Below are 25,033 nucleotides of genomic sequence, written 5' to 3' on the forward strand. Positions count from 1 at the left end.
TATTGTTTCTTTAAAAATTATTTAGTGAAGAAAAAGCTTCGGCCATTTCCTGACCATATACAGACCACGGTCTAGTTTGAGCTTTGTTTTGTGCTGCAAGTCCGTATTGTTCTACTATTTCTGGTTTTTCCAGTATTTTAATAAATACTTCTTTAATTGCATTTGAAGAGCCAGCCGGCACAATCCAGCCATTCTTATCATGCTCAATTAGGTCTGGTCCTGCTGTTCTTTCTGTTGTAATAACAGGAACTCCCTGCGACATAGCTTCTGTAATTACCAATCCGAAACCTTCAAAAAGTGATGGAAAAACGAATACATCATGTTCTCGCATACATTTTAAAACCTGATCATGAGATAAAGATGGAATCCATGTATGTTTTTCTAAAGCTTTATTCAAAGCATCACAGTTTGCTACAGCTTTATGTCCTACAATTGTTAACTCTATTTTATCTTCTAATCCCGCTACAGCTTCAAATAAATATGAAAGTCCTTTTCGCTGCGATAAACCTCCGATAAATAAAATTTTAAGCTTACGGTTTACAAGAGGCACATATGTTTTTTTTTGTCTGACCTCTGGAAAACCATACGGAATCACTTTTATTTCGGGCAGGTTTCCTGAATATTCTTCCAAAGTTTTTTTTGTAAAACTACTCGCTACAAAAACGACATCGGCTAGAGCCAATTCTTGATCTTTTTGAGCCAATTTCTTGTTCGAATCATTAAATCCTGTTAGCGTACTTGACCATTGTGGATTGATTTCAAACTCTTTTTGCATTAGTAAACGAGCACTTTTCCAATACCCTATTGGTAAATCATAAATGCAATGAAGTCCTAATTGTTTTGCTTTTAGAAAAGTAGATAATGCACCGTCTTCATAAGCATATACTCCTAACAATCCGTTTCTTTTTGCTTTTGCCAAACTATTGGCAACCCATTTATCATGTTTTTGATATACTTTTTCTACGCAAAAAAAACCCGTTTCATGTTTAACCAAAGTATTAAAATGCAATCTAGAAGCTAATAAACGTCCAAACTCAAAAAAAGATTTTGATCTTGTATAGGGTTGCCAAGCACGTTCTAGACTTCTTCTTCGTAAATCTTTTAATTTCGGATTACTACTTATTTTATATAAAAACTGCTCTGGAAATATTGCAATTGAGGTAAAAAGTTTAAACAGAAGATTGTTTTTTAGTAAACCAACTACCAAATTTTTTGAATTTGCATTTAACGTCGGATGAGATACTAGTACCTTCATATTTTTGAAATTGAATTAATAAACTGATCCGTCATGCAATTCAAATCAAACACCTCAGCATCTATTGGAGTTATTTTTAAATTATTTTTTTCATATTTAATAATTTCTTTTATGTCATAATGCCCTTTTGCCGGAGTCCAATTTCTTGAAACTGAAATAGTATTTATTCGATGTTCCCTGTATGCTGCATACACCCCGCTTTTTTCAGTCTGCAAATAAGGCGTTGTAGAAATACCATAGTCACTATTAATCAAAACCTGGGAAATTTCGCTTTCAGATTGTATTCCTAAAACTTCATAAACAATATTATTATTTTCAAGTATGGAAAGATAATTATCCAGTTCTGAACCATTTTTACCTATAAAAACAAATTTTATTGGTTTAACAAACGTGTCTAAAGTTTGTAATAAATCGCCAATAAAATCTTCAAAAGGAGCTCCCGGATGAATTGTACCAAACAAAACAAATTGAGTAAATCCTATTTCTTGTTTTGTTACATTATTTAAAGGTATGTTCCCACAAATAGGTAAAACTTCGGAAGTGATATTATGCGAATGAAGAAAAAATTGATACAGCTGATTTTGTGTGGTAATAAAATGAGGTCTGTTTTTGGTAATTAATTGCTGAATGATTACTTGCTGCGCTTTTCCAATAATTTTATGTTTTATAGACGCTTCTAAATCAATTCCCAGCCATAATTCATGAAACATAATATGCCATTTATGATTTCCTTTTAATCTCTTTAAAAAAGATGGTATCCAGAAAGGAAGTCCTTTAGCATTAAAACTGTAAGGCACAAATTGCAGAGAAATCCAATCCGGCTGAAACTCTTTTAAAATATCTTGAGACCAAGTAAATCGTTGTGCATTTGAAATTTCGAGTGCTACACGGTGTACAACAATTTCGGTATGATCAAATTCCTGTTTTTCTGTAGAAAAAGTTTTGGAATGATAATCGTATAAACTCAATATTTGAGTTTGGTGACCTTTTTTTATTAACTCTCCACACAAACGTCTTGTATAATCTCCTACACCGTCATGTCCAGGCTCAAGTGAGCCACAAAGGAAGAGGATTTTCATAAGTTTTATTTTTTTCTTGTTTTTATTTTATAAAATACAATGCTATCAATCAGTAAATTATCTCTCTAGTGACATTTTAAATTGATTAAAAAAACCAACTGGAGATAAATAATCTTCCCATATTTTACGAAGCTGAACTTGTCTGTTTTTAAATTCACTTTCAGATAAATTATGGTGGTATTCATTTACGATTTCACCAATTTTATGAATATCTTTTTCTTCGACCCAAACGCACAACTTTTTCCAATCAATGGTATCTTCAAAAGGTAAAATGCAGTCTGTATTGACAAATATTGGAATTCGTCCACAGCAAAGAGTTTCATAAAACCTAATAGAATTATTTCCAATTCCGCGTACACAAACAGTATAATCGTTATCTACAATATTATTTATATAATTAAGACGGTAAATGTTACTATCTTCTTTGTGCGCTCCCGTATTTAAACCTCCCGGACCAAAACCAAAATTGCCTTTTATGATAAAATTTGTTTTGATTCTTTTTGCTCTATTCAGAACAATAAGAACTCGTGCTCGATAAGAATGCGATGAGTAATCTGGAAAATACTTCATTAGCCCTAAATAATTTGCCCACAGCTTTGCCAATGCAATAAATTTATCTTTTCGAAAAGGCAAATTTAATGGAGGAGCAAATCCGCAAAAGCCTATTTTTGGAATAACAGATTTATCTCTAATTTCCAAAGCACCATCTTTATATCTTTCCAGAAAATCTTCAAAAAAATGTGGAAAAGATAACAGGCCATTTGAATTTTTGGATTTATATGCTGCCCCCGAAAATACAATAGCATTTTTTATTTTAATTGCAACATTCCCCACATCGTGACCAGAGAATACAAGTATTTTTTTTCCATTTGCAACACATTTCTCTATAAATGCCACTAATTCTTTTGGAGTTTCATCTGAAGGATAACTGTAAGGCATATAGATTGGTACGACAGCAATATCAGCATCTTCCAAACTTGTAATGCTCATATTTTCTTTTGCGTATAGGCAGTAACTATCGAATCTTCCTTTTATAATTTCATTATCATCTCCTCTGGTAGCGGTATAATGTTCTGATGTATAAAATGGAAATAGCATATCTATGCCTTTGCCAAATTTTAGTAAAGAAAAATCTGTATATATTTTCATCTTTTAGTCAATTATGACAGTTTAAAAAACATTCAAATTATGGTAATTAGAAATAGTAAATGCCAATAAAACAAAGCTATTTTCTAAAGTAGAAAATCAAGATTTATAAAATCTTCCAATTAGTTTTGTCACTTTTATTATCATTCTTTTGGCTTTGACTGTTCGCTTAGAATGCGCGATAATAGGGTAACTTGTATTATTCCAGTAGCATTCATCTACCAATCTAGGCTGGCGTCCATCAAATGATTTCAGGGTATAATTGATGTTCCAGGGTTTATTTTCACCGAGTGCATGAAACATGATTGCTTTACCAGAAACAAAGCTCATTCCCTCTTTTCCGAGGTAACTAACTTTACCATCATAAGCTTCAATTGTAGCATTTAAAGCATCTTGATCTGATTTATCAAAAATCTGAAATCCGTCCAGCTTCAAAATTGTTGTGTTATAGGTTTGTTTATAAAAAATCGAATTTTCAAGCCCGCCAATTGCTTCGCCCATAAATAACTGCAGGTTAAGCCACAAAATTAAAAACGAAATATCTTTTTTTAGAACTCCAATAAAACCACCATTAACATAAGTTGGATTTTTAAATTCTAAATTGACATTGTAGTTTTTAAAATAATTTTTCCAGCCTTGTCTGCGAGGATGAAATTCCTGCAAAGGAGAATTTATATCTTCACACAATGCAACACCGCAATTGACCCATTGTTCAAAGCAAACCCAAGAATCGTCTACCACAATATCCGGATCAAAATAAAATAATGCTTCAGCATCTTTTGCAGGTCCTTCCCATAATTCCAACATAAAATCGGGCTTATAATTGGTTAGACTATAAGTAGTGCTGAGAGGCAAAAAAACAAGTTCAATTCCATCAACAGGATATAAAACAATGGCATTTTCCCATTTCCCAATTGTTTGTTTTTTGCCTTCTAAGGCCCAATTGGGTAATTTTCCTCGGTATCCCACGTAAATGGAACCTAGAAAACCTTGTTTATAAAGTGAATTAGAAAGTGTAGCCACACCATAATGGTAATGACCTTCAAATAGAGTACAAACGGCTGAATTCATAAGATTTATTTTGGACATTCTAGGCGGACAAATATCTTTTTAAACGCATTATTTTTCCTTTCACATAAGTTACATTAGATAAATCTGTGACTTGGATTTTAAAAAATTGCATCATTCTATTTTCGTCGGTTTGGTTCGAAAACATAAAGTCATCAATGGCTTCAGATCCTATGCGTCCTCGTCCAGAATAATGCAAATGACTTATTGTAATATTTTTATTTTCAAATGAAGGTTGTTGTTCGTATTGCTTTTTATCTTCTTCAGATAAAGTAGAAAACCAACTTTTAAACGATCTCGTTTTCTTTTGATTATTTCCTTGAACAGCTTGAAGTAAATCTAAACTGTTTTTATAATCTCCTGACCAGGAGCTCAACCAATTGTAAGGCGGTTTACAAAGATTAAGCATTTTCCAATCACCAATTAAAGAAGCAATGTGTAATAAAGACTGGTCATGTTTTTGAGGAATTTCAGGATTTTCTTTGAACCAATCGACAGCAGCATTCATATCGGTAATCATTTTATCACTCTTTTTTACCAACATATGCCCAGCTGTAAGCGCTGTAAGAAGACTATCTTTTCCAAAAATCTCTTCTATTTTATTTGGTTGCAGATAATTAAATCTTCCTTGCGTGGTATATTCTTCGTCTGCATGAACTAAATCATAGTCTGCTGAAAATTCAAACATACGTTCCCAATTCGTTAATGCAACAATATCATTATCAGCATATATAAATTCCTCCCAATCACAAAACCATGCTAAAAAGCGATACAAAAATCCCATAGGACAATCTGTCAATACGCTTCTTAAGTTGTTTATAAAAGTTATCGCCTCTTGTGGAAAGTCGTCTACAGTTAAAAATTCTACTTCATCTAAGATATTTTTTGAGTCAACTGGTTTACCACCAAAATGAATTAATCGAATAGGTAAAGTACAACCACTTTCTCTTATAGAATAAATTAAATTGTCGCAATAAATCTGGCTTTTATAATTGGCGACTAAAACAATTCCTTTTTTCATTTTTGATTTTTTATAAGATTTAAACAACACACTCCACTCGGAAATTTTAGGTTTTTCCAATTACCTCCTTAATCAGTTTTTTGCATTTACCAACAAAGAATTTTGTCCTATTTTTTATTTTGTTATTTTCTATTTGGTCGTATAACATGTAATCATCTACAAAGGCTGGAAATTCTTTTTCTAATATTCTTTTCCTTTCCTCTTTCATGGCATCAAAGTGAAGAGGATTACAAGTTAGTCCGTCAGCACTGCAAATTGCCATTTTGAAGTTTAAGTGAATGTAAGACGCATTGTATTTGCATACTGATAAAATAATAAAATGCCAATCTGCTCCATATTTTATGGTTTCGTCGTACAATCCAACAAGATCATGAAGTTTCTTTTTGAAGAAAACAGCTTGATGACTTATCATTCTATCTCTTAAAAAACCGAATGTCAATTTATCCGGAAAAATACTTTCTGCAAAGACAACTCCTTTACTTTCTCTGTCTACATCACCATAAATAATGTCTTGTGTATAATTTGTTTGGTCAAACACCTTACCCAGCACATCATTGTCATACAAAACATCACCAGCATTAAGCATTAGCAAATATTCTCCATTTGCTTTGGCAATACCTTTGTTCATTGCATTGTATATTCCTTTATCTGGTTCGCTTACAGAATAAGTAAAATAGTGCGCATTGTTTTTTATATACTCAGCACTTCCGTCAGTAGATCCTCCATCGATAATTATAAATTCAAAATCTTTCCAATCTTGATTGATCACTGTATTAACCGTATCAGTTAATCCATTTAAATCATTATAATTAATCGTGATAATAGATAATTTCATAGAACGGTTAAAAAAAAAACTTTTGATTTATTACTAATTTTGAATCAGAAAGATTGAAAAATAAAATTTAAAAAACGAGGTGATTAGCAAATAAAGAATGTTTATTTATACGAACTTATTCGATAAAAACTAAAACTATAATTTACTACTAATGATACACATTGGTATAAAATATTGTAATACAGAATTCCTTGCAGTGTTGACAAATCCCAAATGAAAAAAGACACCAATACTATACTTAAGTTCATTCCAATTACCAGTATCGGATTTAAAAAATGGCCTCTACTTCCAATTAAACTACTTGTCATAGAGGTTATAAGACCAATACAACTGGATAATAAAATCAAAAAAAGTTCTGAAGACAAACCGCTGTATGATGATCCCAAAATCCATAACATTTGTTGCGGAAAAAGAAAAACAACTAACATTACAAATCCTGTGAATAAGAAAAGTAATATTTGAAAAATAAAAAAGACTTTGATTATGGTTGACTTTTTATCCGGCAATCTAGAAAAACGTGGGACAAATACCGATCCCAAAACATTCGCGAAAAGCCCTATCAATACCGAAAATCTACCTAAAGCTCCAATACTTGCTAACTCATTTGAATTTCCAAAGACAGACAAAATCCAAATCATTATTTGTCCTGAAAACGCATAGAAAATAATATTCGGCAATAAAAGTGTTACTACTTTTAGAATTTTTTTTCTAATAATTGGATCCGGTTTCTGACTGGTATCAACAAATTTTTCATTAATTCTTTTTAACTTAAAATTCCCATATATTCTAGGAATTCCAGAGGCTAATAAAATGGCAAAAGTATAAGGAAAGATAAATATCGTTAATACTGTCAGCACTAATCTTCCCAAACCAACAGCCAATTGATTTTTTTGTATACTTGAAATATCCTGATGTAATTTTGGTGTTATTTCTAAGAGAGAATCAGACAAATCAGCATAAAATGCAGGAATTAAAGAAAGTAATATTAAAACAGCTGTTAACCAGCTTGCCTTATTGACCATTAATAAATAAATTATAATAGGTCCAACAATAAGCAATGTTACAAAAGCAAATTTTCTTCTTAATTCTAAACCAGTAGAAAATATAACTCCTAATTTTTTTGGATCTTGCCAAACTTTTCCACTCAGTGCCATAACACCATTAGAAATACCTGAATCAGTAAAAACAAGTAATGTTCCTACCATTGTATTGGCTAAAGTGTAAAATGCATATTCTTGAATTGGCAGTAATCTTACAATCAAAATTCCAGTAACAAATGCAATACCTTTTAATAAAATCTCTGTACTTCCTACTAATGACATTAACTTTACGATATTTAAACTTTTATCGTAATGTCTATGCTGTTTTATTTTAAGTAAAACTTTATTCATTGTTTGTAAACAAAAAAACTTATTATTGAAATTACTTCTTTTATGAAGTTTTTTTTTTAAGATTCAAAATTTCAAATCTTACCCTTTTCCGATTCCTTTAACTTTAAAACCAATTGAAATTAGTTTCTCCGTATCCAGAATGTTGCGACCGTCAAATACAAAAGCAGGCTTGTACATGTTAGCATAAATGGCATTCCAATCGTACATTTTAAACTCATCCCATTCTGTTAATACAGCAACGGCATGAGACTGATCAAGAGCATCTTCGTGAGATTGATATACAAAAATCTGACTCAATTTTGATTCAATCTTTTGGTCTGTATATCCTTTTAATCCCCATAAATAACGCATGTCTTCTACGATTTTTTCTTTTGAAACTTTCGGATCATAAACATGAATTTCTGCTCCATCTTCAATTAAATACTCTGCCACATAAATCGCAGCCGATTCTCGGGTATCATTAGTATCTTTTTTGAATGCCCAACCCAAAAATGCTATTTTCTTTCCGCTTACAGTATTGAATAAAGAAGTAATGATTTTTCTTGCAAAACGGTGCTTTTGATAATCATTTAGTACAATAATCTGCTCCCAATAATCTGCGACTTCTGGCAAATTAAAATAGCGACATAAATAAACTAAATTCAAAATGTCTTTCTGGAAACACGAACCTCCAAAACCTACCGAAGCTTTAAGAAACTTAGAGCCAATTCTACTATCGGTTCCAATAGCATTGGCAACCTCATCTACATCTGCTTCAGTAGCTTCACATAAAGCAGATAAGGCATTAATCGATGAAATTCTTTGTGCTAAAAAGGCGTTTGCAGTTAATTTTGATAATTCTGAAGACCAAACATTTGTGGTTAGAATTTGTTTTGGAGACAACCAGTGCGCGTAAATATCAACAAGAGATTGAATTGCGTTTTTACCGCTTTCCGTTTGTTTTCCTCCAATTAAAACTCTGTCAGCATTTAGCAGATCTTCAATTGCTGTTCCTTCGGCTAAAAATTCAGGATTAGAAAGTACTTCAAATTTTACGCCGTTTCCTGTATGATCTAAAATAGTCTGTAATGTTTCTGCAGTCCTTACCGGAAGAGTCGATTTTTCAACTATAATTTTATCATTTTTAGCAACTCTGGCAATTTGTCTGGCGCATAATTCTACAAATTTCAAATCTGCTGCCATTCCTTTTCCTTCACCATAATTTTTGGTTGGAGTATTTACGGCTATGAAAATCATATCAGCGTCTTCGATAGCTTGATCAGCATCTGAAGAAAAAAATAAATTACGTCCTCTAGCTTCCTGAACAACATCTGCAAGTCCAGGTTCATAAACGGGCAGATTATCTAAATCTTCATTATTCCAAGCTGCAATTCGACTTTCATTTAAATCGACAACAGTTACTTTTATTTCAGGACATTTTAGAGCGATAACAGACATGGTTGGACCACCTACGTAGCCCGCACCCAAGCAACAAATATTTTTGATTTTCATTTAAAAATATTTTTTTTAGAAGCAAAAAAAGTTTGTTCTTTAAATTAATTAGGATAATTAATCTCTTATTCGTAGTAGTTTAAAATAGTAAAACCGCATTCTTTTAAAAGCTGTTCTTTTCTCATCAGTTTTAGATCAGACTGCATCATTTCTTTTACTAATTCTGATAATTCATATTCGCATTCCCAGCCTAATTTTGTTTTAGCTTTTGTTGGATCACCAATAAGTAAATCTACTTCTGTTGGTCTAAAGTAATTTGGATCTACTGCCAATACTTCTTTTCCAATTGCAACCTGATATTCCGGATTACTGCTAGACACCACATAACCTTTTTCATCTACTCCTTCACCTTTAAATTCTAATTCAATTCCTACTTCAGCAAAACTCATACGAACAAATTCTCGTACCGTTGTTGTTTTTCCAGTAGCAATAACAAAATCCTCAGGTTCATCTGCTTGTAAAATCATCCACATCATTCGAACATAATCTTTAGCATGTCCCCAGTCACGTTGTGCATCTAAATTTCCTAAATGTAATTTATCTTGTAATCCTAAAGCTATTTTTGAAGTTGCTCTGGTAATTTTACGAGTTACAAAAGTTTCTCCACGAATTGGAGACTCATGGTTAAACAAAATACCATTACAAGCATACATACCATAAGCTTCTCTGTAATTTACTGTAATCCAAAAAGCATACATTTTTGCTACGGCATACGGTGATCTTGGATAAAAAGGAGTTGTTTCTGATTGCGGAACTTCCTGTACTTTACCATACAATTCTGATGTAGAAGCCTGATAGATTCTAGTCTTTTTTTCTAATCCCAGCAAACGTACAGCATCTAAAATCCTAAGAGTTCCTAGCGCATCTACATTTCCTGTATATTCAGGAGTTTCAAATGAAACCGCTACGTGGCTCATCGCAGCCAAATTATAAATTTCATCAGGTTGAATTTCCTGAATCAAACGAGTTAAATTGGTACTGTCACTCATGTCCCCATAATGCAAAATAAAATTTCTGTTTTTTTCATGAGGATCTTGATACAGGTGATCTATTCGATCTGTATTGAATAAAGAGGTACGTCTTTTTAATCCGTGAACTATATATCCTTTTTCTAATAAAAATTCACTTAGGTAGGCTCCATCTTGTCCTGTCACTCCAGTGATGAATGCTGTTTTTTGTGTTGGATTACTCATAATCTAATTATATGGTGCAAAGGCGTTATTTTGCAATGTTGCAAATTGTTTTTTTATCGCCAGATTAAACGCACTGGTTATTAATAGCTGTTTTGTTTTAAACTTTCGATGTTTTCAAGAAACCAATTATATGTTTTTTGTATTCCTTGTTCTAAATTCACATTATGTTTCCATCCTATGTTATGCATTTTAGAAACATCCATTAATTTTCTTGGTGTTCCGTCAGGCTTGCTGTCATCCCAGATAATTTCTCCAGTATGTCCTACAATTTTTTGTATTGTAGTTGCTAAATCTTTTATCGTTAAATCTTCACCTGTTCCAATGTTATAAAGATGTTCCGGAAGTTCGTTTTCTAAAGCAAAAACTACTGCTTCTGCCATATCATCTACAAAAAGAAACTCGCGCATTGGTGTGCCACTTCCCCATAGAATTACAGGAGCATTATTACTATCTTTTGCTTCATGAAACTTACGGATCATAGCAGGCAAAACATGTGAACTGCTTAAATCAAAATTATCATGTGTACCGTACAGATTTGTTGGCATTAAGCTGACAAAATCTTTTCCGAATTGTTTGCGTATAGCTTCACAAAGTTTTACACCCGTAATTTTTGCTAAAGCGTACCATTCATTTGTTTTTTCTAAAGAAGCAGTTAACAAATATTCCTCTTTTAATGGTTGTGGTGCTAATTTTGGATAAATGCAAGAACTTCCTAAAAAAATGAACTTTCCAACATCCAAATTATGTGCTTCATTAATCAGGTTATTTTGAATCTGCATGTTTTCCATTAGAAATTGATATGGAAAATCATTATTCGCCAAAATACCTCCCACTTTTGCAGCAGCATCTATAATAACATCTGGTTTTTCTTTTTGGATAAAATCTCTAACTGCATTTTGATCTCTTAAATCTAACTCTTTACTTGTAGCTCCAATAAGATTAGTATAGCCTTTTGATGTCAACGTTCTCCAGATGGCACTTCCTACCATTCCTTTATGTCCGGCGATATATATTACAGCATTTTTATCAATCATTGTGAGTATTTTAATTTAGTTATAATAATGGCGAAGCGATCAATTCTAATTGTTGATAAACTTCTTTTACTTCTTGCGAATTTTCTTTTTGCAAAACCATCAAAGCATCCACAGTGTAAATTAAAATGCAATTTTTAACTCCTATAAAAGTAGTATGCATCGAGGTTCCTATAACAATGTTTTTATTAGAATCTATGGGATGTCCTTTGTTAACCAAGTAATCATAAACCGATTCGAAAGAACCTAAATCAGACCAAGCAAATTGAGCCGGAACGACTTTAATCGCTGCACTACGTTCCATGACAGCATAATCGATACTTATAGAAGGAATGTTTAATGACAATTCGTAATCTAAAAAACCATTTTCATTTGCATTCCAGGCTGTTTTTGCTGTCCAATACACTTCAGGTTCTTGCTTTTCCAGCTCTGCTAAAAACTTTTCTGCTTTGAAACAAAAAAGACCGCTATTCCAGAAATAATTTCCTTTTTCTAAATAAGCATTAGCTGTTTTTAGATCAGGTTTTTCATGAAAAGCAATTACATTTTCATTCTCAAACTCAATATAACCATATCCCGTTTCTGGCTTCGTTGGTTTTATACCAAAAGTTATCAAATAATCTTGATTAGCGAGTTGAATGGCTTGTTTTAAAGCCTCGTTATACAAGTCTGCTTTTTCAATAATATGATCAGATGGTGTAATTAACAAAATATCCTCCGGATTTGATGCAAAAGCAGCAAATGCGATTGCAGCGGCAGTGTTACGAGGAACAGCTTCTACAATATGTGTAAAAGGCTTACGAAACTTTGCCATAATGGCATCGCTCATTTTGTAATTTTCAATGTTTCCTACCACAATCGTATTGGTAGCAACATTTTGATTTCGAGCCACTGTTTTTTCAAAGAGTGATTCTCCATCAAACAGCTCAAGATATTGCTTAGGCAATGTTTTTCTGGAAAGAGGCCACAATCTACTACCAATCCCTCCCGTTAAAACTACGTGTGTTACTGTACTAATTGCCATTGGAGTGCATTAAAACTTCTTTTTGATAAACCTCGTTACGAAGGTTAGTACTCGAAAAACGGTGATCTCTAGTATTAAAATACAATTCGATTCCTTTTTCTTCACAATATTTTCTACCAGTAAAATCTCTATCTTTATATTCGTCACCTAAAATGCGTACGTCTAAAGCAAAGGCTTTCAAAATATCTTCCAAATCCTGCTCTGTAGCATAAGGTACAATTTCATCAACAAACTTACACGCCTTTAACTGTATGTAGCGCTCTACTACAGTTTGTGTTGGTTTATTTTTTGTTGGGCGATCTAATGTTGGATCTGTTTGTAAGCCAACAATTAAATAATCACAATGTTGTTTTGCTTCTTCAAGCATCTTAACGTGCCCCGCATGTAACAAATCAAAAGCACTAAATGTTATTCCAGTTCTCATCTGCTTAATGTTTTTAAATTAAAAAATATGTTTGTTAATGTGTATGATTTTCAAAAATTTGATTCAACCATTTTACTGGGGTTTCGAAGCTTTTTTTAAAATTTTAAAAAAGGGTTCCCCGTGAATAGTTACATTATAACTACTCAAAAAAGAAAATATAAATGGTAAAAAAAATCTAAAATTATGCTGTCTGAAATCTGTCTAAAGTGTTCTAAATTTCATTTTTTTTAATGCGAAAATTAGAGCGATAAAAACAGAATATCTATCATAATAATTTAAGATAAAATTATACTAATACGGCTGATGTGAAATTTGATTTTTGTTGCTAAATGTCCTTATTAAGGAAATTTTACTATAAAAAGCATAACTGTTTTTTGAATGTTGGTTTTAAATTTACCACTTAGTTTATTGTTAAAATGTAGAAATGCATTAAAGAGAATTTTTTGAAGCTTTGTTGGTAATTGATTTGAAAATTTTTCTTTAAAACAAGAATAAAAATCTCAAGATTAATTTATCAATAATACTGTTTTTTCTGAAAAATTGAATCGACATAAAGAGCAAATCTTTTTTAATAACTATTTAAAAATACATAAATACAGTTACAATTATGAAATGGTATGTAGTATACACCAAACCTAAATGGGAAAAAAGAGCCGCAGAACAATTAAGCAAGTTTAATATAAACTGTTATTGCCCTGTTATAAAAAAGGTACAGCAAAGATCAGATAGGAAAGTGAAGGTAGAAGTGCCATTGTTTAATCATTACATATTTGTACAATTAGCAGAAAAAGATAGAAATCTTGTATTTCATTCTCCCGGTGTTGTTCGGTTTTTATTTTGGCTGGGAAGACATGCCGTTGTAAAAGACCAGGAAATTGAGACGATAAAAGAATGGTTAAATACAGGAGATACCGCTTCTGAAATATCTGTTATGCAATATCAAATTGGAGATAAGATACATTTAAATTCTGGTCCGTTTTGTGATCAAAATGCAGTTGTAAAAGACATTACAAAAACGCACTATGTTTTAATTTTAGAATCTTTAGGATATGTTTTAAAAGTAAAACATAAATAATATAAAACGAAAAAAAAGAGTTTTTCAAGAAATTACATCTTACTTGAGACTCTTCTTTTTCATGAAGGAAGCAGATGGATTATTAGTCAGATTATTAATTTTCCAATTCGAAAATTTGACTTTTTTTGATGCCTAGAATTTTAACTAATCGATCTAATTTTGACAGTTTGAGATCAATCATTCCATTTTCAATTTTCTCATATGTTTTTACGCTCATTTCCATTTGAATAGCTACATATTCTGGAGTATGATTATTTTGCAACCGATACTCTTTTATTCTTAAGTAGTAATTTTCCATGACCATATTATTTTATTATTTTTTAAACTTTTAAGTTTCTTTTTTATAATATTCAACAAACTATGGGAAGAGATTTTTTATCTGGTTTCACTAAAAAAAATAGATACATCGAATTTGAAAATGAACTCAATCGAGACTTCTAAAACTTTTGAAATTTCAATCAATTTAGAAACCGTTAAATCAACATCACCTCTTTCAATTTTACCATAACCGCTGGTACTCATTTTTAGTTCAGCAGCGACATATTCTCTAGTCAAATTTTTTAATTCTCTTATCTTTCTAATATTTTCGTATACACTATATCTCATAAAAAATAAAAAATATAAACAATTCATATTTTGAAGTTGCCATTAAAAATTTTAAGAATTTCATAAATAAGGCAATAATCCATTTTTTAAAAATTATTTTACAAAAAAATCATCTTATCGCAACAACTATTAAATTATTAATAAGGTTTAAAGCTAAATAACGACTTTTCTTTATGATTCATTTTAATTTTCGATCAAAAATATAGAATGTTTCTAGTTTATAATAATAAATCTGTTCAACGGATTTTAAAATCCGATGAAATACAATATGTGCCTTATTAAGGCCATCTAATCGCTTTAATGATGATCAAAAGATGTGATTATAAGATCTTATTTTAGTACTACTCACACAAGATTTACTGAATTTACACGCGAAAAAACGGTTTATTAGAACGGTTTATTAGGATTTTAATTAACACGACTAAATGACCTTGTTTGATTAAACTTGAGATACAATAAATGAGTATAAAAAATTGAAGAGAAATTGTCAAAAAAAGAAAATCCGACGTTCCGATTTATTAAAAAACGAGTCAGAAAATCATTTACTTTTATCAAGTAGTATTAGATAAAAAAAAGAGATTCAGAAGTTCTCTGAATCTCTTTATATATAAAAGTATTTTATTTTACTATTGTGATACTAAAAATTGAGGATAAGGATTTACCGCAGCATTTAATATAACCGTTGGAACTCCTCCATTTACATTAACCAATAATTTACTAAATGTAGGATTTGCAAGCAAGTTACTATTCATGGCTATAATGTATTGTGGCTTAAACTGACTATTTGCCAATACATTTCCTGTTACAGTTGAATTAATAATGTAATTGGTTAGATTTTGCCCTGTATAAGGTGTAAACAAATTAGCTTTATCTAAGAAATTACAACCTTCAATATTAGCACTTAATACTGATAAAGTAGGACCGCTTGTATTATTTCCAGAGAAATTTGAGCTATAAATTGAAAAAGCATTTGCACTAATAACATTTGTACCAGTATAATTAGTAAAATCGCAATTAGCAATTACTGTTGCATCTGCTGCAATATTAAGAGCTGTTCCTCCTCCACTAAATTTACAATCTATCCAAGCATCCAAGTTATCTGCTCTTGTTGCCAACATAGAAACCCCTGTTTGACAATTTAAAAACTGACTTTGATAAAAAACAGTTTTATCTACGTAACTACTTCCGTTAACATCTGTATAAGGTTGCATTGGATCCTGAAAAAATCCTTTATTACAATTTACAAACGCTATATGCTCAAAAAAGCAATTGTCTAAACCAAATATTTGACGCAACTGTATTCCATGATTTTGATCTCTAAAAACCACATACTTCAAATCCTGATAAGCAACCATCATTGTAGTTGTAGTAAAATAAACACCAACACTTCCACCCTGAAGTGTAATATTTGATAGTACAATGTTTCCATATTTGTTAGCACCCTGACTGCCCACACTAATTAGTGGAAAATCATCTTTTAAACCAACAATTACAGTTTTTCCTGTTCCTTTTCCTATTATACCATGATTAGAGTCTAAAGGTACATGTAAGGTTGAACTTATGTAAAAAACACCTTCTGGGAGGTCTGCAATACCATTTGTATTAATTAAATTCTGAATGTATGCTGTCTGATCAGGTTTTCCTACTCTTTCTGTTTTCCAATTAGCACCCAAAGGATCCGGCAGTGTTTCTAAATTTGGTCTTGCCCAAGGAGTTTTTTTAGTTCCTAAAATAAAATCACTCAGTTTTGTTATTGTGCCTGCATCTGTAATTGTACCAGTTTGAGCAGCTTTATTATACACAAGATCATTTGTTTTTGTATCTAAATGTAAATCAAAACCGGTTACAGTTCCACTTCCTCTTAAAGGTTGTGCATAAGCAAATAAACTAAAGAAATTTGTTCTGGGACTAATAACAGACTTCTCTATTGTATTACCACCATTATATATGTTATAAAAATTAGCGGCATCAATATCAAAATAACCATAGGGAGTAGTAAACTGTAATCCTCCTGATATACTGGCAAGTTTAAGATCACCAATATTCTGAGCATAGAACAAAGCGCGATCAGTACCCGCATAAGTCTCTGAATCTAATCCTATAAATGTTGCTGATTTTAAATTATTTAAATCTGAAGTATTACCAATAGATCCTAAATAGTTAGTATGAACAACCACATTCTCATAGCTGGGAGTTGCATTATTCCCCCTCATTACAAGCATATTTGCACTACCTTGTGATTGATGTTTGATTATTTTATTATTTCTAAAATATCCGGAAGAAGTACAATCAAAATTAATTTGACCCGTAATATTGATAAAATTATTATTCTCTAATGTAGCATTTACTGCACTTATTTTACAATTTTTTATTGTTTTTAATGTGCTGTTAGAAATCAAAGCTCCAGCTTGTAATGTGATGTTCAACCATTGATCTTTTAAAGGTCTTAAAGATTGTAAAACTACATTAGTACTTCCTGAAGCAATTGTTATATAAGGCACTCCAGTTGTTGCTGGATGACCATATAGTCTGTAATTACTTTTCATTGTAATTGCGGTACCTGTGTAATCACCGCTTTCTAATCGTACAGAACCATATTTATCTAAGGCTGCCTGAAGTGTTGCCTTTTGAGCAATTGGCAGTAGATAGGCATTAAAATAATCAATCTCTTCCTGCTGATTATTTACCCCCCCAGGTGGTGTCACCGGCGGAGTTTGAACTGGAGCTTCATCAAGCGCATAATGATAATTTTGCGAGAAAACAGCGCTTGTAAAAAGCAAAAAGTAAATTAGATGTTTCATTGTCCTGAAATAATATAGGAGTTTGTTCCTGTTTTTCTAAGAAACCCAAACCTCACATTTCCTGCAGCACTTGTAAACTTTGCGCTTCCAGCAGCATTATAATTAATCGCTACCCCAGAAGCAGCTTGAATTGTAAGTGTAGCACCATTGTGAGCTTCTAAATTAATAGTTTCTCCTACAACCATACTTCCAAAATCAGCAGTTAACGTTAAAGTAGATGACGTTGTACATTCTATTGTATTGTTTACATCTGAAACTGCAATATTTCTTGACGAAGTAAAGGAAACAATTGCAGCTCTAGTAGCTGTAGCTGTTGTTGAACCAGCAGTTTTAGCATATAAAGCAAAAGGCACACTCAAAAGCTGAGTAACTCCTGTAATATTATAGTTTGTTCCTCCTTTAACATCGACTTGAGTTTCTATAAAATAAGGACCTTTATCCCAAGCAATTTTACTAAAATCACCCGTAACAATTGTACCGGTTCCTATTTCAAGAGAAACCAAACCGTTTGCGTTTGTATTTACAGAATGTGTTTCCTGATAAACATTAGTTCCAGTTGCAGTACCTTGATGCACTATAATCTTAAGACTAATTCTAGAGTTAACTACTAAACTATTATCCTGTGCTCGAATAATAGCTTGATAACTCATTTTTTCCGGTGACTGTGCAAATACCTTAAACGTAACAGACACAAAAAATAACAAAAGGATATGTGCAAGTTTCATTATATTTTATTTTTTTAATTTTTAATTATTTTAAATGATTTCAAAATTTGGCTGTTATTATATACTACTAATATATAGATAGACGGACTTAGATAATTGAAGCTGACTTGTGCTTCTGTTTGATTTATTACATTTTGTTTCAAAAGTCTGCCCTGTATATCGTAAAGCTTATAAGATTTTTGTCCTTCGAGCTCCAGACCGGTCATACTTATGTTAACATAATCAATTGTAGGATTTGGGAAAGCAACTATTTGTGTTGTAGGTTTTTCGATATCTGGGGTATCTAACGAACTGTCTTTTTCCTGATGTTGTATACCTTGCGCTACATTGTAAACAGATTCTACACCTATATAGGTATAAAAAACTTGTCCTATAGAATAAGTTACCGTTCCGGAGCTACCCGTTGCACTGCTTCCAGACGGAATAATCGTTTCCATTATTTCATTAGAACTAGGGGGAGTGGTTTGGCAAATTCCTACAAAAGGAATCAATAACATAGTTACTATTAGTAGGTTGATATTTTTTAATTTCAGATACTTCACAGTTGTATTTTATTCGCTATTTGTTTAATACTGCAAAATTATTTAATTTCAAAAAATAATCGATAAAAATAATAATAATTCCGATTAACTACCTGAATTACATTGTTTTAATAACTTTTTACTTACATTTAAAATGTTAAATTTATTTTTTAATTCTTAATAAGAACTTAAAATAGATCTATAGTATATTTTTATTTTAAAGTGTAAAGATTAAATATTTTTGGCTTAGGTCTAAACTGGTTTGTACTACTAAAATAACGCCTGTTTATTTTATAAATTATAATACGATAAGTTTTTTATTTAATCTTTAATACGGGGCTGTATATTTTTTCTATTTCTCAATTATAAGGGGCTTTAATAATTGATTCTTCATTCAAACAACAAAATTATATCTTGTTATTAGTCAAAGACATAGAGATTGCAAAATTAATTAAATATTTTACAATGCCTAAACTTAGCAAAACTTATTTCGCTAAAAAATAAACTTTACAGAACAGATTTGTATAAAAAATCTAAAAAAAAGCGATTGATAAATCAAAAACAAGTTTCAAAATTCTTTGTCAATTTTTTAATAAAATTTGCCTTATACAATTTAAAATATGCTATTCATCGAGAATAATAGCTTTATATAGAATATGCAAGATTTACTGAAAAAAAATTCCTTTTTTTGATCATCTTATTGAAGAATAAGCGATAAATACCATTTTAATACCGAGCCAAAATAAAAGCCAAAACCAATTAAAATTCTTATACCTATTTATTGACAAAGCTGTTAATTGTAAATAAAAATACAATTATCCATAATTAAAAAGCTAAATAACAAAACCTTGCAGTAGATTCTGTTTTTAGTTTAAACGCTGATTTTATCACATTATTTTGCTCAACAATTTTAACACCCTTAAAATGAAAAGACCTAATAAAAATAGTTTAGACAACGAGGTAAATTGGAAAAACATGAGTTATCCTCAAAATGCATTGCACGAGCTTTTTACAAAACAAGCTGAAACAACTCCAAATTCAATAGCACTTGAATTTGAAAATGTAAAATTTACCTATAAAGAATTGTCTCAGACAGTAAATCAAATAGCTAATTATTTCTTAGTTAAAGGTTTATCTTCCGGACAAGTAGTTGCTGTATCTATGGAACGTGGTTCCAATTTAATTGCTTCTTTATTAGCAATTTTGCAATGTGGAGCTACTTACTTACCATTAGATCCAAAATTTCCAAGCGAACGTTTAGAATTTATGCTTGAAGATTCTGAAACTAGTTTTTTACTAACTACAAGATCCCTTTCAGATTCATTACCAAAAAGTTCTTCAACTATACTTATAGAAGATATATTGTCTTCACTCAATCAATATCCGGTTACACCATTATCTATTTCAGTTGCAAATAATTCTGCAGCTTATATGATGTATACGTCAGGATCAACTGGAAAACCTAAAGGAGTAACTGTTACACATAAAAATTTAGTAAACTTTCTATACAGCATGGCAATTGAGCCAGGCATCAATCCAGAAGATAAGTTATTATCAATTACTACAATTTCTTTTGATATTGCTGGTTTAGAATTATTTCTACCTTTAATTACTGGCGCAACAGTGCTTTTTGCAGATTATGAAACCACTCGTGATGGACAACTTTTACTGAAGCTTTTACAAGAAAAAGAAATTACAATACTACAAGCCACTCCTACTACATGGCAAATGCTGCTTGATTCGGGATGGGAAAAACGTTTACCTTTAAAAGCTCTTTGCGGAGGCGAAGCAATGCCTTTAAACCTTGCTCGTCAATTAACTTTAAAATGTGAATCGCTTTGGAATATGTACGGTCCAACTGAAACTACAATTTGGTCTGCCGTTAAAGAGGTTAAAAATGATGATGAATTAATTACAATTGGCCTTCCTATTGCAAATACTCAAATTTATTTATTAGACGAAAATGGTCAAAGTGTCGAATCTGGAGCTATAGGTGAAATTGTTATTGGCGGAGACGGAGTCGCAGAAGGTTACTGGAAACGTCCGGAACTTACAGCTGAAAAATTTATTCCTGATACATTTTCAACAAATCCAAACGCTATCCTTTACCGCACAGGTGACTTAGGCAAATTATTGTCAAATGGAGAATTTCAATGTTTAGGCCGTATAGATCATCAAGTAAAAATTAGAGGCCATCGTATTGAATTGGGTGAAATTGAATCAACACTAAATACCCTTTCAGGAATTAAACAATCTGCTGTTATTGTAAGTAATCATCTTGGAAATGAAGATAAACTTGTAGCTTACCTAAAATCCGGGGAGCAATTTCAGGATGAAAAACAAATTCATGAGGCACTTTCCAAAATATTGCCAGAAATATTACTGCCTTCAAAATATATTTGGGTAGATGAATTTCCAATAACGCCAAATGGAAAAATTGACAAAAAGAACTTACCAGTTCCTGAATACAATAGACCAGATTCTGCACCTCTTTTCAAAAAACCAACAACAGAATTAGAAAAAGAAATTGCTAAAATCTGGAGCGAAGAATTAAAAATAGCAAGCATTGGTATTGATGATGATTTTTTCGATTTAGGAGGAAGCTCTGTTCTTGCACAAAAAGTAACGACTTTAATGAGGCAGCAATTATCTAAAGAAGTACCTGTTTCAAAAATTTATATTCATCCAACTATTAAAGAATTGGCAGCAACTCTAGAAGACAACAATAACGAAAACAATAATAATGAAGAACCATTTACATTAAAAAATACAAATGATAAAACAGCTTCATCAGACATTGCAATAATTGGTATGGCGGGAAGATTTCCCGGCTCTGATACAATTGATGAATTATGGGAAAATCTTAGAGATGGAAAAGAAACAATCTCTTTATTTACCAAAGAAGAATTAGATATTAGTTTACCCGAAAGCCTTCGCAATGATCCTTTATATATAGCTGCAAGAGGGATTCTGCCTTCTGCTAAAACATTTGACGCTGCTTTCTTCGGATTAAATCCACAATTGGCTGCCGCAATGGATCCGCAAATAAGAATATTTTTAGAGATTTCTTACGAAGCTTTAGAACAATCTGGTCACTTGCCTAAACATTATAAAGGAACTATTGGAGTATATTCAGGAAGTGAAATTAATTCTTATTATGAAAATAATATTTTTTCCAACAACGAATTAAAAAGTGCAGTAGGTGAATTACAAATCTATACTGTAAATGGTAAAGATTTTATTGCGCCCCGAACCTCTTATCATTTAAATCTAAAAGGACCTTCTGTTAGTGTTCACTCCGCTTGCTCAACTTCACTTTTAGCAATTGCAGAAGCTGTTAAAGCTATTCGTGCCGGAATGTGCGATGTTGCACTTGCTGGAGGATCAAGCGTTACAGCTCCTTTAAATAGCGGTCATCTATATGATGACGGTTTCATCAAGAGTCCGGATGGGTCTACAAGATCTTTTGAGGCTTCAGGAAAGGGGACTGTTTTTAGCGACGGAGCCGGAGTTGTTGTACTTAAAAGACTAGAAGATGCTGAAAAAGATGGCGATATTATTTACGGACTTATTAAAGGAGTTGGAGTAAACAATGACGGAGGTGACAAAGGAAGTTTTATGGCTCCAAGTGCTAAAGGACAAGCCGGTGCAATTATTAATGCTTTTAATGACGCTCAAATATCTCCTTCTACAATTAGCTACATGGAGGCACACGGAACCGCCACTCCAATTGGTGACCCTATAGAAATTGAAGGTCTTAAAATAGCTTACGGCAAACAAGAAAAAAACAACTTTTGTGCACTAGGTTCTATAAAAAGCAACATGGGGCATACCACAGCAGCAGCTGGAGTTGCAGGATTGATTAAGATATTGCTGGCAATGCGTTATAAAAAAATTCCGCCAATGGTAAATTTCTCAAAACCAAATCCAAATATAGATTTTGACAACAGTCCATTTTTCATCAACAATACCTTAATAGATTGGAACGCAGAAGGTAAAAGAAGAGCTGGTGTAAGTTCATTCGGAATTGGAAGTACAAATGTTCATGCCATTGTAGAAGAATACGAAGCAAAACCAATTCCATCTTCAACTTCGCGTCCATTTCAACTTTTAATGTGGTCTGCAAAAAACCAAAATAGTTTACTTGGTTATGAAAATGCTCTTGGTCATTTTATAGATAAATCAAGAGATCTTTCTTTGGCAGATATTGCTTATTCATTAAATACAACAAGAGACGAGTTTAACCACCGAAGCTTTTTAATCTCAAATTCTACAGATGATGCCGCTGAAAAATTACTTTGTTTAAAAGCAAAAACTACCAAATCATCCGTTTTAAAAAATGTACCTTCTGAAATAGGATTTTTGTTTCCAGGCCAAGGATCTCAATATGTGCAAATGGGTAAAACGCTTTACGATAACGAAAAAGTATATCGCGATGCTGTAGACAAATGTGCCGAATTACTGATGGACGAATTAAAATTAGACATTCGTGATATCATCTATCCAAAGGTTAAATGTAATGAAGCCGAGGAACAGTTGAAGAATACTCGATTAACACAACCTTCATTATTTGTGACAGAATATGCTTTGTCTCAATTATGGATGAGCTGGGGAATAAAACCAACTTTTCTTTGTGGTCATAGTATTGGTGAATTTGCTGCTGCACATTTAGCCGGAATTTTAAGTTTAAAAGATGCATTACATATAGTAACAGTTAGAGGAAAATTAATTAGTGAACTGCCTAGTGGATCTATGTTGATCGTTCGCGTACCAGTAAATCAGTTAAAAGAGTTAATGCCAGGCACACTTTCAATTGCTGCAATAAATTCAACTCAATTTTGTGTTGTTTCTGGAACCAAAGAAGATATTTCAGCTTTCAACCAAGAACTTGACGCTAAAGAGATTCCTAATAAATTACTGAATACAAGTCATGCTTTTCACTCTTTTATGATGGAACCAATTTTAGATGACTTTAAAAAAGAATTAGAAAAAGTAAAACTAAACATTCCAAGATTGCCAATTATTTCGACAGCATCTGGTACATGGCTTACAGATACTGAAGCAACAAGTACAACATATTGGGTAAATCAATTAAAAAGTACGGTACGATTTGCAGACGCAATGGATACTGCCTTTGAATTAGATGATTTTATATTATTAGAAGTGGGTCCAGGACAAACTCTTACTACTTTAGCTCGTCAACAAGCTGCAGGCAAAATCATACCTGCTTTTACAAGTTTAAATTTTCCTAAAGACGAAAAAGATAGTGAATATTCTACGCTATTAAATGCTTTAGGAGATTTATGGAGCAGAGGTGTTAATCCTGACTGGAAAGCTTTCTATGGCGAACAAAAAAGACAAAAAATAGAATTACCAAGTTATGTTTTTGATCGTAAACATTGCTGGATTGATCCTGTAGAAACAATTCAAACAATAGCTATACAAAAATCAATTGTTACCGATGCTATTGCAGCTCCGGTCCAAATTGAGAATAATAGTGTTGAAACAAATGATTCGAGAAAAGATTCCATTTTACTTGAAATCTCAGAAATCATCAAAAATGCTTCAGGGATAATTTACGAATCTGATGCAATTGAAAATACTTTCTTAGAATTAGGATTAGATTCATTATCGCTTACACAATTATCTGGAAAACTAAAAAAAGAATTCAATTTACCAATTACTTTTAGACAATTGAATGAAGCTTATTCAACACCATCTCTTTTAGCTGATTATATTGAATTAAACCTTCCTGAAGAGCAATTAACTGCTAAAACAAAAGTGCTTGAAACAGTTCAAAGTCAAATCATTAATTCAAATATTACGTCAGCTGAAATTCAACTAGCCTCTCCTCAAAATCAAGTCTCATTAGAACAAATTGTACATCAAATTCAGCTTTTAAGTCAAAAAGTAGATCAATTACAAAATTACCAGACAGCTTCAGTAAACGGAAATGCTTCATTTGCAAATTTAAAAGTAGAACATTTTGATACGGTTAAATTTAATAATGAATCACTAACGGAAAAAAATGGTTCTAACGGACATGTTAATGGAACCAATGGTTCTCATAAAAAAGAAAAAAACTTTGATATGTCAAAATTCAACGATAACGAAACATACCAAAACAATTCTTTTGAAAAAAAATACATTATTAAAGCAGATGAACCGCCTGTACAAGGAAGTAAACTAGGACGAGATGAAAATGGAAATCCAGCATGGTTTATTGAAGACCCCAATCAAAATGGAAATTTTGTAAAAATCAAACTGTAAAATCAGATCAGCAAAAGACATAACTAATAGTATAAATTGTCAATTCAAAATTGTTCAATTATCTTTTTAAAATGGAA

Annotated in this window: 19 protein-coding genes; 2 read left to right on the forward strand and 17 right to left on the reverse strand. The window is 31.8% G+C overall.

From position 1 onward, the window contains the following. Nucleotides 1–10 precede the first annotated feature (10 nt). From HYN56_RS22310 to HYN56_RS22365, 12 genes are all read right to left on the reverse strand, one after another. On the reverse strand, nucleotides 11–1,255 hold the full coding sequence (locus HYN56_RS22310; RefSeq protein ID WP_109194219.1) for a glycosyltransferase family 4 protein: 1,245 nt from the start codon (nucleotides 1,253–1,255) through the stop codon (nucleotides 11–13). Then, nucleotides 1,252–2,334 (reverse strand): glycosyltransferase family protein, encoded by a 1,083-nt coding sequence (locus tag HYN56_RS22315; RefSeq protein WP_109194220.1) that lies wholly within the window; start codon nucleotides 2,332–2,334, stop codon nucleotides 1,252–1,254. Before HYN56_RS22315 ends, HYN56_RS22310 begins: the two co-directional genes overlap by 4 nt. 57 nt (nucleotides 2,335–2,391) lie before the next feature. Next, on the reverse strand, nucleotides 2,392–3,483 hold the full coding sequence (locus HYN56_RS22320; RefSeq protein WP_109194221.1) for an exostosin domain-containing protein: 1,092 nt from the start codon (nucleotides 3,481–3,483) through the stop codon (nucleotides 2,392–2,394). 96 nt (nucleotides 3,484–3,579) lie between these two features. After that, nucleotides 3,580–4,551: a hypothetical protein gene (locus tag HYN56_RS22325; RefSeq protein WP_109194222.1), complete on the reverse strand. Its 972-nt coding sequence runs from the start codon at nucleotides 4,549–4,551 to the stop codon at nucleotides 3,580–3,582. Nucleotides 4,552–4,570: 19 nt separating this feature from the next. Then, the gene (locus HYN56_RS22330; RefSeq protein WP_146194629.1) at nucleotides 4,571–5,569 is read right to left on the reverse strand and encodes an alpha-mannosyltransferase; all 999 of its coding nucleotides are present in this window, start codon (nucleotides 5,567–5,569) and stop codon (nucleotides 4,571–4,573) included. A gap of 46 nt (nucleotides 5,570–5,615) precedes the next feature. After that, nucleotides 5,616–6,404, reverse strand: coding sequence for a glycosyltransferase family 2 protein (locus HYN56_RS22335; protein WP_109194224.1), 789 nt, complete (start codon nucleotides 6,402–6,404; stop codon nucleotides 5,616–5,618). A 101-nt stretch (nucleotides 6,405–6,505) separates the two neighbouring features. Beyond that, complete coding sequence (locus tag HYN56_RS22340) at nucleotides 6,506–7,795, reverse strand: MATE family efflux transporter (RefSeq protein ID WP_109194225.1); 1,290 nt, start codon at nucleotides 7,793–7,795, stop codon at nucleotides 6,506–6,508. A 78-nt stretch (nucleotides 7,796–7,873) separates the two neighbouring features. Beyond that, nucleotides 7,874–9,286 carry a UDP-glucose 6-dehydrogenase gene (locus HYN56_RS22345; RefSeq protein WP_109194226.1) on the reverse strand — a complete coding sequence of 471 codons (1,413 nt, stop codon included), beginning with the start codon at nucleotides 9,284–9,286 and terminating at the stop codon, nucleotides 7,874–7,876. Nucleotides 9,287–9,351: 65 nt separating this feature from the next. Then, nucleotides 9,352–10,479: a GDP-mannose 4,6-dehydratase gene (gmd, locus tag HYN56_RS22350; protein ID WP_109194227.1), complete on the reverse strand. Its 1,128-nt coding sequence runs from the start codon at nucleotides 10,477–10,479 to the stop codon at nucleotides 9,352–9,354. A gap of 80 nt (nucleotides 10,480–10,559) precedes the next feature. Further along, nucleotides 10,560–11,513 carry a GDP-L-fucose synthase family protein gene (locus HYN56_RS22355; protein WP_109194228.1) on the reverse strand — a complete coding sequence of 318 codons (954 nt, stop codon included), beginning with the start codon at nucleotides 11,511–11,513 and terminating at the stop codon, nucleotides 10,560–10,562. Between the two features lie 19 nt (nucleotides 11,514–11,532). Further along, nucleotides 11,533–12,534 carry a mannose-1-phosphate guanylyltransferase gene (locus tag HYN56_RS22360; RefSeq protein ID WP_109194229.1) on the reverse strand — a complete coding sequence of 334 codons (1,002 nt, stop codon included), beginning with the start codon at nucleotides 12,532–12,534 and terminating at the stop codon, nucleotides 11,533–11,535. Next, on the reverse strand, nucleotides 12,524–12,958 hold the full coding sequence (locus tag HYN56_RS22365; protein WP_109194230.1) for an adenylyltransferase/cytidyltransferase family protein: 435 nt from the start codon (nucleotides 12,956–12,958) through the stop codon (nucleotides 12,524–12,526). Before HYN56_RS22365 ends, HYN56_RS22360 begins: the two co-directional genes overlap by 11 nt. A gap of 607 nt (nucleotides 12,959–13,565) precedes the next feature. On the opposite strand from HYN56_RS22365, the gene HYN56_RS22370 reads away from it, so the two are divergent. Then, nucleotides 13,566–14,033, forward strand: a complete 468-nt coding sequence (locus HYN56_RS22370; protein WP_109194231.1) for a UpxY family transcription antiterminator — start codon at nucleotides 13,566–13,568, stop codon at nucleotides 14,031–14,033. 94 nt (nucleotides 14,034–14,127) lie between these two features. On the opposite strand, the gene HYN56_RS22375 is transcribed toward HYN56_RS22370, so the two are convergent. The 5 genes from HYN56_RS22375 to HYN56_RS22395 all read right to left on the reverse strand — a co-directional run bounded on the left by HYN56_RS22375 (nucleotide 14,128) and on the right by HYN56_RS22395 (nucleotide 18,656). After that, a complete protein-coding gene (locus HYN56_RS22375) occupies nucleotides 14,128–14,331 on the reverse strand; it encodes a helix-turn-helix domain-containing protein (RefSeq protein ID WP_167398341.1) in 204 nt (67 codons plus the stop codon). A 77-nt stretch (nucleotides 14,332–14,408) separates the two neighbouring features. Beyond that, nucleotides 14,409–14,639 (reverse strand): helix-turn-helix transcriptional regulator, encoded by a 231-nt coding sequence (locus HYN56_RS22380; RefSeq protein WP_167398342.1) that lies wholly within the window; start codon nucleotides 14,637–14,639, stop codon nucleotides 14,409–14,411. A gap of 626 nt (nucleotides 14,640–15,265) precedes the next feature. Next, a complete protein-coding gene (locus HYN56_RS22385; protein ID WP_109194234.1) occupies nucleotides 15,266–17,440 on the reverse strand; it encodes a hypothetical protein in 2,175 nt (724 codons plus the stop codon). Then, entirely contained in the window at nucleotides 17,437–18,165 is a 729-nt protein-coding gene (locus tag HYN56_RS22390) for a hypothetical protein (RefSeq protein WP_109194235.1), read from the reverse strand. Before HYN56_RS22390 ends, HYN56_RS22385 begins: the two co-directional genes overlap by 4 nt. A gap of 14 nt (nucleotides 18,166–18,179) precedes the next feature. Next, nucleotides 18,180–18,656, reverse strand: coding sequence for a T9SS type A sorting domain-containing protein (locus HYN56_RS22395; RefSeq protein WP_205727641.1), 477 nt, complete (start codon nucleotides 18,654–18,656; stop codon nucleotides 18,180–18,182). Nucleotides 18,657–19,610: 954 nt separating this feature from the next. Between HYN56_RS22395 and HYN56_RS22400 the strand changes: the two genes are divergently transcribed. After that, nucleotides 19,611–24,956, forward strand: a complete 5,346-nt coding sequence (locus tag HYN56_RS22400) for a polyketide synthase (RefSeq protein WP_109194237.1) — start codon at nucleotides 19,611–19,613, stop codon at nucleotides 24,954–24,956. Nucleotides 24,957–25,033 lie beyond the last annotated feature (77 nt).

This window comes from Flavobacterium crocinum (assembly GCF_003122385.1).
GTDB classification, from domain to species: Bacteria; Bacteroidota; Bacteroidia; order Flavobacteriales; family Flavobacteriaceae; genus Flavobacterium; species Flavobacterium crocinum.

Bases quoted from the DNA above. Each gene is read 5' to 3' on its own strand.
- HYN56_RS22340 (WP_109194225.1), bottom strand. From the start codon at position 7,795: ATGAATAAAGTTTTACTTAAAATAAAACAGCATAGACATTACGATAAA.
- HYN56_RS22330 (WP_146194629.1), bottom strand. From the start codon at position 5,569: ATGAAAAAAGGAATTGTTTTAGTCGCCAATTATAAAAGCCAGATTTAT.
- HYN56_RS22315 (WP_109194220.1), bottom strand. From the start codon at position 2,334: ATGAAAATCCTCTTCCTTTGTGGCTCACTTGAGCCTGGACATGACGGT.
- HYN56_RS22390 (WP_109194235.1), bottom strand. From the start codon at position 18,165: ATGAAACTTGCACATATCCTTTTGTTATTTTTTGTGTCTGTTACGTTT.
- HYN56_RS22335 (WP_109194224.1), bottom strand. From the start codon at position 6,404: ATGAAATTATCTATTATCACGATTAATTATAATGATTTAAATGGATTA.
- HYN56_RS22325 (WP_109194222.1), bottom strand. From the start codon at position 4,551: ATGAATTCAGCCGTTTGTACTCTATTTGAAGGTCATTACCATTATGGT.
- HYN56_RS22365 (WP_109194230.1), bottom strand. From the start codon at position 12,958: ATGAGAACTGGAATAACATTTAGTGCTTTTGATTTGTTACATGCGGGG.
- gmd (WP_109194227.1), bottom strand. From the start codon at position 10,479: ATGAGTAATCCAACACAAAAAACAGCATTCATCACTGGAGTGACAGGA.
- HYN56_RS22380 (WP_167398342.1), bottom strand. From the start codon at position 14,639: ATGAGATATAGTGTATACGAAAATATTAGAAAGATAAGAGAATTAAAA.
- HYN56_RS22370 (WP_109194231.1), top strand. From the start codon at position 13,566: ATGAAATGGTATGTAGTATACACCAAACCTAAATGGGAAAAAAGAGCC.
- HYN56_RS22385 (WP_109194234.1), bottom strand. From the start codon at position 17,440: ATGAAACATCTAATTTACTTTTTGCTTTTTACAAGCGCTGTTTTCTCG.
- HYN56_RS22400 (WP_109194237.1), top strand. From the start codon at position 19,611: ATGAAAAGACCTAATAAAAATAGTTTAGACAACGAGGTAAATTGGAAA.
- HYN56_RS22375 (WP_167398341.1), bottom strand. From the start codon at position 14,331: ATGGAAAATTACTACTTAAGAATAAAAGAGTATCGGTTGCAAAATAAT.
- HYN56_RS22310 (WP_109194219.1), bottom strand. From the start codon at position 1,255: ATGAAGGTACTAGTATCTCATCCGACGTTAAATGCAAATTCAAAAAAT.
- HYN56_RS22320 (WP_109194221.1), bottom strand. From the start codon at position 3,483: ATGAAAATATATACAGATTTTTCTTTACTAAAATTTGGCAAAGGCATA.
- HYN56_RS22360 (WP_109194229.1), bottom strand. From the start codon at position 12,534: ATGGCAATTAGTACAGTAACACACGTAGTTTTAACGGGAGGGATTGGT.
- HYN56_RS22345 (WP_109194226.1), bottom strand. From the start codon at position 9,286: ATGAAAATCAAAAATATTTGTTGCTTGGGTGCGGGCTACGTAGGTGGT.
- HYN56_RS22355 (WP_109194228.1), bottom strand. From the start codon at position 11,513: ATGATTGATAAAAATGCTGTAATATATATCGCCGGACATAAAGGAATG.